Source organism: Citrobacter sp. wls706 (assembly GCF_005281305.1).
Lineage (GTDB): Bacteria > Pseudomonadota > Gammaproteobacteria > Enterobacterales > Enterobacteriaceae > Citrobacter > Citrobacter werkmanii.
Genome location: NZ_SZXG01000029.1, coordinates 287100 through 300976, shown reverse-complemented (window position 1 = coordinate 300976; position 13877 = coordinate 287100). Strand labels below are relative to the sequence as shown.

Below are 13877 nucleotides of genomic sequence, written 5' to 3'. Positions count from 1 at the left end.
GCGCCTGTCGGCAGCAGCCCTTCCTTCGCTTATCACTACATAAATAGCGCGAAGCACTGCCGACTACCACGGACCATTTGCAATGGTGAACAATATGACCGACTTAACCGCGCAAGACGCTGTATGGCAAACACGGGATCACCTTGATGACCCAGTCATTGGCGAACTGCGCAACCGTTTTGGGCCGGATGCCTTTACCGTTCAGGCGACTCGCACCGGGGTACCCGTTGTTTGGGTCAAGCGTGAACAATTACTGGAAGTTGGCGATTTCTTAAAGAAACTGCCGAAACCTTACGTCATGCTGTTTGACTTACACGGCATGGACGAACGTCTGCGTACGCACCGCGAAGGGTTACCTGCCGCGGATTTTTCCGTTTTCTATCACCTGATTTCCATTGAACGCAATCGCGATATCATGCTCAAGGTGGCTTTGTCTGAAAACGATCTGCGTGTACCGACGTTTACCAAACTGTTCCCGAACGCCAACTGGTATGAGCGTGAAACCTGGGAAATGTTTGGCATTGATATCGAAGGTCACCCGCACCTGACGCGTCTGCTGATGCCGCATACCTGGCAAGGTCACCCGCTGCGTAAAGACTACCCGGCGCGTGCGACCGAATTCGATCCGTTTGAGCTGACCAAAGCCAAACAGGATCTGGAGATGGAGTCTCTGACCTTCAAACCCGAAGACTGGGGCATGAAACGTAGCACCGAAAACGAGGACTTTATGTTCCTCAACCTCGGTCCTAACCACCCGTCTTCTCACGGTGCGTTCCGTATTGTGCTGCAGCTTGATGGCGAAGAAATCGTCGACTGTGTACCTGACATCGGCTACCACCACCGTGGCGCTGAAAAGATGGGTGAACGTCAGTCCTGGCACAGCTACATTCCTTACACTGACCGTATCGAATACCTCGGCGGCTGCGTCAACGAAATGCCTTACGTACTGGCGGTTGAGAAACTGGCGGGCATCACCACGCCGGATCGCGTCAACGTGATTCGCGTGATGCTGTCTGAACTGTTCCGTATCAACAGCCACCTGCTGTACATCTCCACGTTCATTCAGGACGTCGGCGCGATGACGCCGGTCTTCTTCGCCTTTACCGACCGTCAGAAAATTTATGACGTGGTGGAAGCGATCACCGGTTACCGTATGCACCCGGCCTGGTTCCGTATCGGCGGTGTCGCACACGATCTGCCGCGCGGTTGGGACAAGCTGCTGCGTGACTTCCTCGACTGGATGCCAAAACGTCTGGATTCCTACGAGAAAGCCGCACTGCGTAACACCATCCTGAAAGGTCGTTCCCAGGGCGTTGCCGCCTATGGCAAGAAAGAAGCGCTGGACTGGGGTTGTACCGGTGCTGCGCTGCGTGCGACCGGTATTGATTTCGACGTGCGTAAAGCCCGTCCATACTCTGGCTATGAAAACTTTGACTTTGAAGTTCCGGTTGGCGGCGGCGTATCCGACTGCTATACCCGCGTAATGCTGAAAGTTGAAGAGCTGCGCCAGAGTCTGCGCATCCTTGAGCAGTGCCTCAACAACATGCCGGAAGGCCCGTTCAAAGCGGATCACCCGCTGACGACGCCGCCGCCGAAAGAGCGCACGCTGCAACATATCGAAACCCTGATCACCCACTTCCTGCAGGTTTCGTGGGGACCGGTTATGCCGGCAAACGAGTCCTTCCAGATGGTGGAAGCGACCAAGGGTATCAACAGTTACTACCTGACCAGCGATGGCAGCACCATGAGTTATCGTACTCGTATCCGTACCCCGAGCTATGCGCACCTGCAGCAGATCCCGGTAGCGGTACGTGGCAGTCTGGTGTCCGACCTTATCGTCCATCTGGGTAGTATTGATTTTGTTATGTCAGATGTGGACCGCTAATTATGCACGAGAATCAACAACCACAAACCGAGGCTTTTGAGCTGAGTGCGGCTGAGCGTGAAGCGATTGAGCACGAGAAGCACCACTACGAAGACCCCCGTGCGGCGTCCATTGAAGCGCTGAAGATCGTTCAGAAGCAGCGTGGCTGGGTGCCGGATGGCGCGATCTATGCGATCGCGGATGTGCTGGGTATCCCGGCGAGCGACGTAGAAGGTGTTGCCACGTTCTACAGCCAGATCTTCCGCCAGCCGGTAGGTCGCCACGTGATCCGCTATTGCGACAGCGTGGTGTGCCATATCAATGGTTATCAGGGGATCCAGGCTGCGCTGGAGAAAAAACTCAACATCAAGCCGGGGCAGACGACTTTTGATGGTCGCTTTACGCTGCTGCCGACCTGCTGCCTGGGGAACTGTGATAAAGGGCCGAACATGATGATCGATGACGACACTCATGCTCACCTGACCCCGGAAGGCATTCCTGAACTGCTGGAGCGGTATAAATGAAAGACATTATCCGTACTCCCGAAACACATCCGCTGACCTGGCGTCTGCGTGATGACAAACAGCCGGTCTGGCTGGACGAATACCGTAGCAAAAACGGTTACGAAGGTGCGCGTAAGGCCCTGACCGGCCTGTCACCGGACGAAATCGTCAATCAGGTAAAAGACGCTGGCCTGAAAGGGCGCGGCGGCGCAGGCTTTTCTACCGGCCTGAAGTGGAGCCTGATGCCGAAAGACGAATCCATGAACATCCGTTACCTGCTGTGTAACGCCGATGAAATGGAACCGGGCACCTATAAAGACCGTCTGCTGATGGAACAGCTGCCGCACCTGCTGGTGGAAGGCATGCTGATTTCCGCGTTTGCGCTGAAAGCGTACCGTGGTTACATCTTCCTGCGTGGTGAATATATCGAGGCGGCTGTGCATCTGCGCCGCGCGATCGCTGAAGCAACCGAAGCCGGTCTGCTGGGCAAAAATATCATGGGCACGGGTTTCGATTTCGAACTGTTTGTCCATACCGGGGCAGGGCGTTACATCTGCGGTGAAGAAACTGCGCTGATTAACTCCCTCGAAGGTCGTCGTGCTAACCCGCGCTCCAAGCCGCCTTTCCCGGCAAGCTCTGGCGCATGGGGTAAGCCGACCTGCGTAAACAACGTCGAAACGCTGTGTAACGTACCGGCCATCCTCGCCAACGGCGTGGAGTGGTACCAGAACATCTCGAAGAGCAAAGATGCGGGCACCAAGCTGATGGGCTTCTCCGGTCGCGTGAAGAACCCTGGCCTGTGGGAACTGCCTTTCGGTACTACCGCGCGTGAGATCCTCGAAGATTACGCAGGCGGCATGCGCGATGGTCTGAAGTTCAAAGCCTGGCAGCCTGGCGGCGCGGGGACAGACTTCCTGACCGAAGCACATCTCGATCTGCCGATGGAATTCGAAAGCATTGGTAAAGCAGGCAGCCGTCTGGGCACCGCGCTGGCAATGGCTGTCGATCACGAGATTGGCATGGTACCGCTGGTGCGTAACCTCGAAGAGTTCTTCGCCCGCGAGTCCTGCGGCTGGTGTACGCCGTGCCGTGACGGTCTGCCGTGGAGCGTGAAAATTCTGCGTGCGCTGGAGCGTGGCGAAGGCCAGCCTGGGGATATCGAGACACTTGAGCAACTGTGTCGTTTCCTCGGCCCGGGTAAAACCTTCTGTGCACACGCACCGGGCGCGGTGGAGCCGCTACAGAGCGCCATTAAATATTTCCGCGAAGAATTCGAAGCTGGCATCAAGCAGACATTCAGCAATACCCACGCTATTGGTGGTATTCAGCCGAACCTGCTGAAAGAGCGCTGGTAATTGCAGGTTACCCCTGCATCGCGATAAGTAATTCGATTAACGCTTAGTCCCTGACTAAGCCAACTGGAAGCATGCTGACTATGGCTACGATTCATGTAGACGGCAAAGAATATGAGGTCAACGGAGCGGACAACCTGCTGGAAGCTTGTCTGTCTCTTGGCCTTGATATTCCGTACTTTTGCTGGCACCCGGCGCTGGGCAGCGTCGGTGCTTGCCGCCAGTGTGCGGTGAAGCAATATCAAAACGCGGAAGATACGCGTGGTCGCCTGGTGATGTCTTGTATGACACCAGCCACCGAAGGCACCTTTATTTCTATTGATGACGAAGAAGCGAAACAGTTCCGCGAAAGCGTTGTGGAGTGGTTGATGACTAACCACCCGCACGACTGTCCGGTCTGCGAAGAGGGCGGTAACTGCCACCTGCAGGATATGACCGTCATGACCGGTCATAGCTTCCGTCGCTATCGCTTCACGAAGCGTACGCACCGCAACCAGGACCTGGGGCCGTTCATCTCTCACGAAATGAACCGCTGCATCGCCTGCTATCGCTGCGTACGTTACTACAAAGATTACGCCGATGGCGCGGATCTGGGCGTGTATGGCGCGCATGACAACGTCTACTTCGGTCGCCCGGAAGACGGTACGCTGGAAAGCGAATTCTCCGGTAACCTGGTCGAGATTTGCCCGACCGGCGTGTTCACCGATAAAACGCACTCCGAGCGCTACAACCGTAAGTGGGACATGCAGTTTGCGCCGAGCATCTGCCAGCAGTGTTCCATTGGCTGTAACACCAGCCCGGGCGAACGCTATGGTGAACTGCGTCGTATCGAAAACCGTTACAACGGTACCGTTAACCACTACTTCCTCTGCGACCGTGGTCGCTTTGGCTATGGTTACGTGAACCTGAAAGACCGTCCGCGTCAGCCGGTACAGCGTCGTGGCGATGACCTGATCACGCTCAACGCCGAACAGGCGATGCAGGGCGCGGCAGATATTCTGCGCCAGTCGAAGAAAGTGATTGGTATCGGCTCCCCGCGTGCCAGCGTTGAAAGCAACTTCGCACTGCGTGAACTGGTCGGGGCGGATAACTTCTATACCGGTATCGCCCAGGGTGAGCAGGAACGTCTGCAACTGGCGCTGAGCGTTCTGCGTGACGGCGGTATTCATACCCCCGCACTGCGCGAAATTGAGTCTTACGATGCGGTTCTGGTGCTGGGCGAAGATGTCACCCAGACCGGCGCGCGCGTTGCGCTGGCAGTGCGTCAGGCGGTGAAAGGTAAAGCACGCGAAATGGCTGCGGCGCAGAAAGTGGCTGACTGGCAGATCGCGGCAATCCTTAACATCGGCCAGCGTGCTAAGCACCCGCTGTTTGTAACTAACGTCGATAACACCCGTCTGGATGATATCGCTGCATGGACCTACCGCGCACCGGTAGAAGATCAGGCGCGTTTAGGCTTCGCTATCGCTCATGCGCTGGACAACAACGCCCCGGCGGTTGACGGTATCGATCGTGACCTGCAGAACAAAATTGACGTGATCGTTCAGGCATTAGCCGGAGCGAAGAAACCACTGATTATTTCTGGCACCAACGCCGGTAGCGCCGAAGTGATTCAGGCTGCTGCCAACGTGGCGAAGGCGCTGAAAGGTCGTGGCGCTGACGTCGGCATCACCATGATTGCGCGCTCTGTTAACAGCATGGGCCTGGGTATGATTGGCGGTGGTTCCCTTGACGATGCGCTGACCGAGCTGGAAACAGGTCGTGCTGACGCCGTTGTGGTGCTGGAAAATGACCTGCATCGCCATGCTTCAGCAACGCGCGTTAATGCCGCGCTGGCGAAAGCGCCGTTGGTACTGGTTGTTGACCATCAGCGTACGGCAATTATGGAGAACGCCCATCTGGTGCTTTCCGCCGCGAGCTTTGCCGAAAGCGATGGGACGGTGATTAACAACGAAGGCCGCGCGCAGCGCTTCTTCCAGGTCTATGACCCGTCCTACTATGACAGCAACACCGTGATGCTGGAAAGCTGGCGCTGGCTGCACTCGCTGCACAGCACCGTGCAGAGCCGGGAAGTGGACTGGACGCAGCTCGACCACGTTATCGACGCGGTTGTTGAGAAGTTGCCGCAACTGGCTGGGATCAAAGATGCCGCGCCGGATGCAAGCTTCCGTATCCGTGGACAGAAACTGGCGCGCGAGCCGCACCGCTACAGCGGTCGTACCGCGATGCGCGCTAACATTAGCGTCCATGAACCACGTCAGCCGCAGGATAAAGACACCATGTTCGCCTTCTCGATGGAAGGGAACAACCAACCGTCTGCGCCGCGTTCACAAATTCCGTTTGCCTGGGCTCCGGGCTGGAACTCCCCACAGGCGTGGAACAAGTTCCAGGATGAGGTGGGCGGGAAACTGCGTCATGGCGATCCGGGCGTGCGTCTGATCGAAGCTTCTGCGGATGGTATGGATTACTTCACTACCGTTCCGGCGAGCTTCGAGGCTCAGGATGGTCAGTGGCGTATCGCGCCGTACTACCATCTGTTTGGTAGTGACGAATTGTCTCAGCGTGCGCCGGTCTTCCAGACCCGTATGCCACAGCCGTACATCAAACTTAACCCGGCAGACGCCGCGAAGTTGGGTGTTAATGCCGGTACCCGTGTTTCTTTCAGCTACGATGGCAATACGGTCACGCTGCCGGTTGAAATCGCTGAAGGATTAACGGCAGGGCAGGTTGGTTTACCGATGGGTATGCCTGGCATCGCGCCGGTTCTGGCAGGCGCGCGTCTTGAGGATCTGCAGGAGGCACAACAATGAGTTGGATTACACCCGATCTGATTGAGATCCTGCTGAGCATTCTCAAAGCGGTGGTGATTCTGCTGGTGGTGGTCACCTGCGGGGCATTCATGAGCTTTGGCGAACGTCGTCTGCTGGGTCTGTTCCAGAACCGTTACGGACCGAACCGTGTTGGCTGGGGCGGTTCGCTCCAGCTGGTTGCGGACATGATCAAGATGTTCTTTAAAGAAGACTGGATCCCGAAATTCTCGGATCGCGTCATCTTTACCCTGGCACCGATGATCGCCTTTACCTCGCTGCTGCTGGCTTTCGCCATCGTGCCGGTGAGTCCAAACTGGGTCGTTGCTGACCTGAACATCGGCATCCTGTTCTTCCTGATGATGGCGGGCCTCGCGGTATACGCGGTGCTGTTCGCTGGCTGGTCCAGTAACAACAAATACTCCCTGCTTGGTGCGATGCGTGCTTCTGCGCAGACGCTGAGCTATGAAGTGTTCCTTGGGCTGTCCCTGATGGGCGTGGTGGCGCAGGCCGGTTCATTCAATATGACCGACATCGTCAATAACCAGGCTGATATCTGGAACGTTATTCCGCAGTTCTTTGGTTTTGTCACCTTTGCCATCGCGGGCGTGGCGGTATGTCACCGTCACCCGTTTGACCAGCCAGAAGCCGAGCAGGAACTGGCCGACGGTTACCACATTGAATATTCCGGCATGAAATTCGGTCTGTTCTTCGTGGGCGAGTACATCGGTATCGTCACCATTTCTGCACTGATGGTTACCTTGTTCTTCGGTGGCTGGCATGGCCCGTTCTTACCGCCATTCGTCTGGTTCGCGCTGAAAACCGCGTTCTTCATGATGATGTTCATTTTGATTCGTGCGTCGTTACCGCGTCCTCGTTATGACCAGGTAATGTCCTTCGGCTGGAAAGTCTGTCTGCCGCTGACGCTCGTCAACTTGTTGGTAACGGCGGCTGTCATTCTGTGGCAGGCGCAATAAGGGACACAAAGACCATGACCTTAAAAGAATTGTTCGTAGGTTTCGGCACCCAGGTACGCAGTATCTGGATGATCGGCCTGCATGCGTTCGCGAAACGTGAAACGCAGATGTACCCGGAAGAGCCGGTCTATCTCCCGCCCCGTTTTCGTGGTCGTATCGTTCTGACCCGCGACCCGGACGGTGAAGAGCGCTGCGTTGCCTGTAACCTGTGCGCGGTAGCATGTCCGGTAGGCTGTATCTCTCTGCAAAAAGCAGAGACCAAAGACGGCCGCTGGTATCCGGAGTTTTTCCGCATTAACTTCTCACGCTGCATTTTCTGCGGCCTGTGCGAAGAAGCCTGTCCGACAACGGCTATTCAGCTGACTCCAGATTTCGAGCTGGGTGAGTACAAGCGCCAGGACCTGGTTTACGAGAAAGAGGATCTGCTGATCTCCGGTCCGGGCAAATACCCGGAATATAACTTCTACCGGATGGCAGGTATGGCAATCGACGGCAAAGATAAGGGCGAAGCAGAGAACGAAGCCAAGCCTATCGACGTCAAGAGCCTGTTACCGTAAGGAGAGGGGCAATGGAGTTCGCTTTTTATATCTGTGGCCTGATAGCCATTCTCGCAACCTTGCGGGTGATCACCCACACCAATCCGGTACACGCACTGCTGTATCTGATTATTTCGCTGCTGGCGATTTCTGGGGTGTTCTTCTCGTTAGGCGCTTACTTCGCCGGTGCGCTGGAAATTATCGTCTACGCGGGCGCCATCATGGTGCTGTTCGTGTTCGTGGTAATGATGCTCAACCTCGGTGGCTCTGAAATTGAACAGGAACGCCAATGGCTGAAACCACAGGTGTGGATTGGTCCGGCGATTCTGTCGGCCATCATGCTGGTCGTGATTGTGTACGCCATTCTTGGCGTTAACGATCAGGGCATCGACGGTACGCCAATTAGCGCGAAAGCGGTCGGTATTACCCTGTTCGGACCGTATGTACTGGCGGTCGAACTGGCTTCGATGCTGCTGCTGGCTGGCCTGGTTGTGGCCTTCCACGTTGGTCGCGAAGAGCGTTCAGGTGAAGTGCTGAGCAATCGCACCGATGACCGTGCGAAAAGAAAAACGGAGGAGCACGCATGATCCCCTTACAACATGGACTGATCCTCGCGGCTGTCTTATTCGTGCTGGGCTTAACAGGTCTGGTTATCCGCCGCAATCTGCTGTTTATGCTGATTGGGCTGGAAATCATGATTAACGCCTCCGCGTTGGCCTTTGTGGTCGCCGGAAGCTACTGGGGCCAGACCGATGGTCAGGTGATGTACATTCTCGCCATCAGCCTTGCGGCTGCGGAAGCGAGTATTGGACTTGCACTGTTGCTGCAACTTCATCGCCGTCGCCAGAACCTGAACATCGATTCAGTAAGTGAGATGCGTGGATGAACATGCTTGCCTTAACCATTATTCTGCCATTTATTGGCTTTGTATTACTGGCGTTCTCTCGCGGTCGTTGGTCAGAAAATCTGTCCGCTACCGTGGGCGTTGGCTCTATTGGCCTGGCTGCGCTGGTGACGGCGTTTGTTGGCGTTGACTTCTTTGCTAATGGTCAACAAGCCTACAGTCAGCCGCTGTGGACGTGGATGTCTGTCGGTGACTTCAACATCGGCTTCAACCTGGTGCTGGACGGCCTGTCGCTGACTATGCTCAGCGTGGTGACCGGCGTCGGTTTCCTGATCCATATGTTCGCCTCTTGGTATATGCGTGGGGAAGAGGGCTACTCTCGTTTCTTCGCTTACACCAACCTGTTTATCGCCAGCATGGTGGTTCTGGTACTGGCGGATAACCTGCTGCTGATGTACCTCGGTTGGGAAGGCGTGGGCCTGTGCTCCTATCTGCTGATCGGTTTCTATTACACCGATCCGAAGAATGGCGCTGCGGCAATGAAAGCCTTCGTGGTGACCCGTGTCGGTGATGTGTTCCTCGCCTTCGCGCTGTTCATCCTCTACAACGAGCTGGGCACGCTGAACTTCCGCGAAATGGTCGAACTGGCGCCTGCGCACTTTGAAGCGGGTAATAACATGCTGATGTGGGCAACCCTGATGCTGCTGGGTGGTGCGGTGGGTAAATCCGCGCAGCTGCCGTTGCAGACCTGGCTTGCTGACGCGATGGCCGGCCCGACGCCTGTCTCCGCGCTGATCCACGCCGCGACGATGGTTACCGCTGGTGTCTACCTGATTGCACGTACCCATGGTCTGTTCCTGATGACCCCGGAAATCCTGCATCTGGTGGGGATTATCGGTGCGATCACGCTGGTGCTGGCGGGTTTTGCCGCGCTGGTACAGACCGACATCAAACGCGTTCTCGCTTACTCCACCATGAGCCAGATTGGCTACATGTTCCTGGCGCTCGGCGTTCAGGCATGGGATGCGGCGATTTTCCACCTGATGACGCACGCCTTCTTTAAAGCGCTGCTGTTCCTGGCATCCGGCTCGGTTATCCTGGCTTGCCACCACGAACAGAACATCTTCAAGATGGGCGGCCTGCGTAAGTCGATTCCGCTGGTGTATGTCTGCTTCCTGATTGGTGGCGCGGCGCTGTCGGCTCTGCCGTTGATTACCGCGGGCTTCTTCAGTAAGGATGAGATTCTGGCCGGTGCGATGGCGAACGGTCATATTAATCTGATGGTTGCAGGTCTGGTCGGTGCGTTTATGACCTCGCTGTACACCTTCCGTATGATTTTCATCGTGTTCCACGGTAAAGAACAAATTCACGCTCACGCCGGGAAGGGGATTACCCATCATCTGCCGCTGATTGTGCTGATGATCCTGTCTACCTTTGTTGGCGCGCTGATTGTGCCGCCGCTGCAGGGAGTATTGCCTGCAACGACCGAACTTGAGCATGGTCGCGTCATGACGCTGGAAATTACCTCCGGCATCGTAGCGATTGCGGGCATCCTGATCGCAGCGTGGCTGTGGCTGGGTAAACGTACGCTTGTTACGTCGATTGCCAACAGTGCGCCGGGCCGCCTGCTGGGTACCTGGTGGTATAACGCCTGGGGCTTCGACTGGCTGTACGACAAAGTGTTCGTTAAGCCGTTCCTGGGCATTGCCTGGCTGCTGAAGCGCGACCCGCTGAACTCAATGATGAACATTCCGGCTGTCCTTTCCCGCTTTGCAGGTAAAGGCCTGCTGTTAAGCGAGAACGGTTATCTGCGCTGGTATGTGGCATCAATGAGCATCGGCGCTGTCGTTGTGCTGGCACTGTTGATGGTACTGCGTTGATCGTAAAGTGAATTTTATCCAAATTCGTTGAAAATCAGGCCTCTGTCAGAGGCCTTAAAAAGGAATAAAAATCGCCATGTTACTACCCTGGCTAATATTGATTCCCTTTATCGGTGGCTTCCTGTGCTGGCAGACCGAACGCTTTGGCGTGAAGGTGCCGCGTTGGATCGCGCTGATTACCATGGGACTGACGCTGGCGCTTGGCCTGCAACTGTGGTTGCAGGGCGGCTATTCACTGACGCAATCCGCGGGTATTCCGCAGTGGCAGTCTGAGTTTGTCCTGCCGTGGATCCCACGTTTTGGCATCTCTATCCATTTAGCAATCGACGGCTTGTCGCTGCTAATGGTAGTGCTGACCGGTCTGCTCGGTGTTCTGGCGGTCCTTTGCTCCTGGAATGAAATCGAAAAATACCAAGGCTTCTTCCACCTGAACCTGATGTGGATCTTAGGCGGCGTGATCGGCGTGTTCCTGGCCATCGACATGTTCCTGTTCTTCTTCTTCTGGGAAATGATGCTGGTGCCGATGTACTTCCTGATCGCGCTGTGGGGGCATAAAGCTTCTGACGGTAAAACGCGTATCACGGCGGCAACCAAGTTCTTCATTTACACCCAGGCGAGTGGTCTGGTGATGTTGATTGCCATCCTGGCGCTGGTGTTTGTGCACTATAAAGCGACCGGCGTGTGGACCTTCAACTATGAAGAGCTGCTGAACACCCCGATGTCCCACGGCGTGGAATATCTGCTGATGCTCGGCTTCTTCATCGCCTTCGCGGTGAAAATGCCGGTGGTTCCGCTGCACGGCTGGTTGCCGGATGCGCACTCCCAGGCACCGACCGCGGGTTCCGTTGACCTGGCGGGGATCCTGCTGAAAACCGCAGCCTACGGTCTGCTGCGTTTCTCTCTGCCGCTGTTCCCGAACGCGTCGGCGGAGTTTGCGCCTATCGCCATGTGGCTTGGCGTAATCGGTATCTTCTACGGCGCGTGGATGGCCTTTAATCAGTACGACATCAAACGTCTGATTGCCTACACCTCCGTATCCCACATGGGCTTCGTGCTGATTGCTATTTATACCGGCAGCCAACTGGCTTACCAGGGCGCGGTTATCCAGATGATCGCGCACGGTCTGTCCGCAGCCGGTCTGTTCATCCTGTGTGGTCAGCTGTACGAACGTCTGCACACGCGTGACATGCGTATGATGGGTGGTCTGTGGGGCAAAATGAAATGGTTGCCTGCGCTGTCCATGTTCTTCGCAGTATGTACGCTGGGTATGCCGGGTACAGGTAACTTCGTTGGCGAATTTATGATTCTGTTCGGCAGCTACCAGGTGGTTCCGGTCATTACCGTGATCTCGACCTTTGGTCTGGTGTTTGCCTCTGTATACTCGCTGGCGATGCTGCATCGCGCTTACTTTGGTAAGGCGAAGAGCCAGATTGCCAGCGTAGAACTGCCAGGGATGTCGCTGCGTGAGCTGTTTATCATCCTGTTGCTGGTCGTGCTTCTGGTACTGCTTGGCTTCTATCCGCAGCCGATTCTGGATACCTCGCATTCTGCGATGAGCAACATCCAGCAGTGGTTTGTTAATTCCGTTACTACTACAAGGCCGTAAATCGCCATGACAATAACTCCACAACACCTGATTGCGCTGCTACCGCTGCTGATCGTCGGCTTGACGGTGGTGGTTGTGATGCTCTCCATTGCGTGGCGACGCAATCACTTCCTCAATGCCACGCTGTCGGTCATTGGGCTTAACGCCGCGCTGGTTTCGCTCTGGTTTGTTGGCCAGGCGGGCGCCATGGACGTCACCCCGCTGATGCGGGTTGACGGTTTCGCCATGCTCTACACCGGGCTGGTGCTGCTGGCGAGTCTTGCCACCTGTACCTTTGCTTACCCGTGGCTGGAAGGCTATGACGACAACCGGGAAGAGTTCTATCTGCTGGTATTGATTGCTGCCCTGGGCGGTATTTTGCTGGCAAATGCTAACCATCTGGCGGCGCTGTTCCTCGGTATCGAACTGATTTCTCTGCCGCTGTTTGGTCTGGTTGGCTATGCGTTCCGTCAGAAACGTTCGCTGGAAGCCAGTATCAAATACACCATTCTGTCTGCCGCAGCGTCTTCCTTCCTGCTGTTCGGTATGGCGCTGGTGTACGCGCAGTCTGGCAACCTGTCGTTTGTTGCGCTCGGTAAGAGTCTTGGTGACGGCATGCTGCACGAACCGCTGCTGCTGGCGGGCTTCGGTCTGATGATTGTTGGCCTCGGCTTTAAACTCTCGCTGGTTCCGTTCCACCTGTGGACGCCAGACGTATACCAGGGCGCTCCGGCTCCGGTTTCCACCTTCCTGGCGACGGCGAGCAAAATCGCTATCTTCGGCGTGGTGATGCGTCTGTTCCTGTACGCACCGGTTGGCGACAGCGAAGCGGTACGTACCGTGCTGGGCGTGATTGCCTTTGCCTCCATCATCTTCGGTAACCTGATGGCGCTGAGCCAGACCAACATCAAGCGTCTGCTCGGTTACTCCTCCATCTCTCACCTCGGCTATCTGTTGGTGGCGTTGATTGCCCTGCAGAGTGGCGAAATGTCGATGGAAGCGGTTGGCGTTTACCTGGCCGGTTATCTGTTCAGCAGCCTCGGCGCGTTCGGTGTGGTCAGCCTGATGTCCAGCCCGTACCGCGGCCCGGATGCCGATTCTCTGTTCTCCTACCGTGGTCTGTTCTGGCATCGTCCGATCCTCGCGGCAGTGATGACGGTAATGATGCTGTCTCTGGCGGGTATCCCGATGACGCTGGGCTTTATCGGTAAGTTCTACGTGCTGGCAGTCGGTGTGCAGGCTAACCTTTGGTGGCTGGTTGCTGCCGTGGTGGTCGGTTCCGCAATTGGTTTGTACTACTATCTGCGTGTTGCCGTGAGCCTGTACCTGAGCGCGCCGCAACAGCTGAACCGCGATGCGCCGTCTAACTGGCAGTACAGCGCGGGCGGGATCGTGGTGCTGATTTCTGCTCTTTTGGTGCTGGTATTGGGTATCTATCCGCAACCGCTGATCAGCATTGTGCAGTTAGCGACGCCGCTGATGTAAGCGACCCGCTAAAACGAAAAAAACCCGCCTTGGCGGGTTTTTTT

11 protein-coding genes are annotated in these 13877 nt (G+C 56.1%); all 11 read left to right on the top strand.

All coding sequences use genetic code 11. The features are described from left to right. Positions 1–82 precede the first annotated feature (82 nt). The 11 genes from nuoC to nuoN all read left to right on the top strand — a co-directional run bounded on the left by nuoC (position 83) and on the right by nuoN (position 13833). Complete coding sequence (gene nuoC / locus FDW92_RS06310) at positions 83–1885, top strand: NADH-quinone oxidoreductase subunit C/D (protein ID WP_072276965.1); 1803 nt, start codon at positions 83–85, stop codon at positions 1883–1885. A gap of 2 nt (positions 1886–1887) precedes the next feature. Continuing rightward, positions 1888–2388, top strand: a complete 501-nt coding sequence (nuoE, locus tag FDW92_RS06305) for an NADH-quinone oxidoreductase subunit NuoE (RefSeq protein WP_006683660.1) — start codon at positions 1888–1890, stop codon at positions 2386–2388. Further along, complete coding sequence (gene nuoF / locus FDW92_RS06300) at positions 2385–3722, top strand: NADH-quinone oxidoreductase subunit NuoF (protein WP_003839356.1); 1338 nt, start codon at positions 2385–2387, stop codon at positions 3720–3722. Before nuoE ends, nuoF begins: the two co-directional genes overlap by 4 nt. A gap of 80 nt (positions 3723–3802) precedes the next feature. Beyond that, entirely contained in the window at positions 3803–6529 is a 2727-nt protein-coding gene (gene nuoG, locus FDW92_RS06295) for an NADH-quinone oxidoreductase subunit NuoG (protein WP_042307216.1), read from the top strand. Then, a complete protein-coding gene (nuoH, locus tag FDW92_RS06290; protein ID WP_003028063.1) occupies positions 6526–7503 on the top strand; it encodes an NADH-quinone oxidoreductase subunit NuoH in 978 nt (325 codons plus the stop codon). The genes nuoG and nuoH overlap by 4 nt, the downstream gene beginning before the upstream one ends. Positions 7504–7517: 14 nt before the next feature. Continuing rightward, positions 7518–8060: an NADH-quinone oxidoreductase subunit NuoI gene (gene nuoI / locus FDW92_RS06285; RefSeq protein WP_003028062.1), complete on the top strand. Its 543-nt coding sequence runs from the start codon at positions 7518–7520 to the stop codon at positions 8058–8060. 11 nt (positions 8061–8071) lie between these two features. Further along, positions 8072–8626 carry an NADH-quinone oxidoreductase subunit J gene (nuoJ, locus tag FDW92_RS06280; RefSeq protein ID WP_042307097.1) on the top strand — a complete coding sequence of 185 codons (555 nt, stop codon included), beginning with the start codon at positions 8072–8074 and terminating at the stop codon, positions 8624–8626. Further along, the gene (nuoK, locus tag FDW92_RS06275) at positions 8623–8925 is read left to right on the top strand and encodes an NADH-quinone oxidoreductase subunit NuoK (protein WP_006683663.1); all 303 of its coding nucleotides are present in this window, start codon (positions 8623–8625) and stop codon (positions 8923–8925) included. Before nuoJ ends, nuoK begins: the two co-directional genes overlap by 4 nt. After that, positions 8922–10763: an NADH-quinone oxidoreductase subunit L gene (nuoL, locus tag FDW92_RS06270; protein ID WP_042307099.1), complete on the top strand. Its 1842-nt coding sequence runs from the start codon at positions 8922–8924 to the stop codon at positions 10761–10763. Before nuoK ends, nuoL begins: the two co-directional genes overlap by 4 nt. A 76-nt stretch (positions 10764–10839) precedes the next feature. After that, on the top strand, positions 10840–12369 hold the full coding sequence (gene nuoM, locus FDW92_RS06265; protein WP_003027692.1) for an NADH-quinone oxidoreductase subunit M: 1530 nt from the start codon (positions 10840–10842) through the stop codon (positions 12367–12369). Positions 12370–12375: 6 nt separating this feature from the next. After that, complete coding sequence (nuoN, locus tag FDW92_RS06260) at positions 12376–13833, top strand: NADH-quinone oxidoreductase subunit NuoN (protein WP_042307100.1); 1458 nt, start codon at positions 12376–12378, stop codon at positions 13831–13833. The last annotated feature ends 44 nt before the right edge of the window (positions 13834–13877 follow it).

Coding starts and splice junctions, on each gene's coding strand:
- nuoI (WP_003028062.1), top strand. CDS start 7,518: ATGACCTTAAAAGAATTGTTCGTAGGTTTCGGCACCCAGGTACGCAGT.
- nuoE (WP_006683660.1), top strand. CDS start 1,888: ATGCACGAGAATCAACAACCACAAACCGAGGCTTTTGAGCTGAGTGCG.
- nuoH (WP_003028063.1), top strand. CDS start 6,526: ATGAGTTGGATTACACCCGATCTGATTGAGATCCTGCTGAGCATTCTC.
- nuoK (WP_006683663.1), top strand. CDS start 8,623: ATGATCCCCTTACAACATGGACTGATCCTCGCGGCTGTCTTATTCGTG.
- nuoJ (WP_042307097.1), top strand. CDS start 8,072: ATGGAGTTCGCTTTTTATATCTGTGGCCTGATAGCCATTCTCGCAACC.
- nuoL (WP_042307099.1), top strand. CDS start 8,922: ATGAACATGCTTGCCTTAACCATTATTCTGCCATTTATTGGCTTTGTA.
- nuoC (WP_072276965.1), top strand. CDS start 83: ATGGTGAACAATATGACCGACTTAACCGCGCAAGACGCTGTATGGCAA.
- nuoM (WP_003027692.1), top strand. CDS start 10,840: ATGTTACTACCCTGGCTAATATTGATTCCCTTTATCGGTGGCTTCCTG.
- nuoN (WP_042307100.1), top strand. CDS start 12,376: ATGACAATAACTCCACAACACCTGATTGCGCTGCTACCGCTGCTGATC.
- nuoF (WP_003839356.1), top strand. CDS start 2,385: ATGAAAGACATTATCCGTACTCCCGAAACACATCCGCTGACCTGGCGT.
- nuoG (WP_042307216.1), top strand. CDS start 3,803: ATGGCTACGATTCATGTAGACGGCAAAGAATATGAGGTCAACGGAGCG.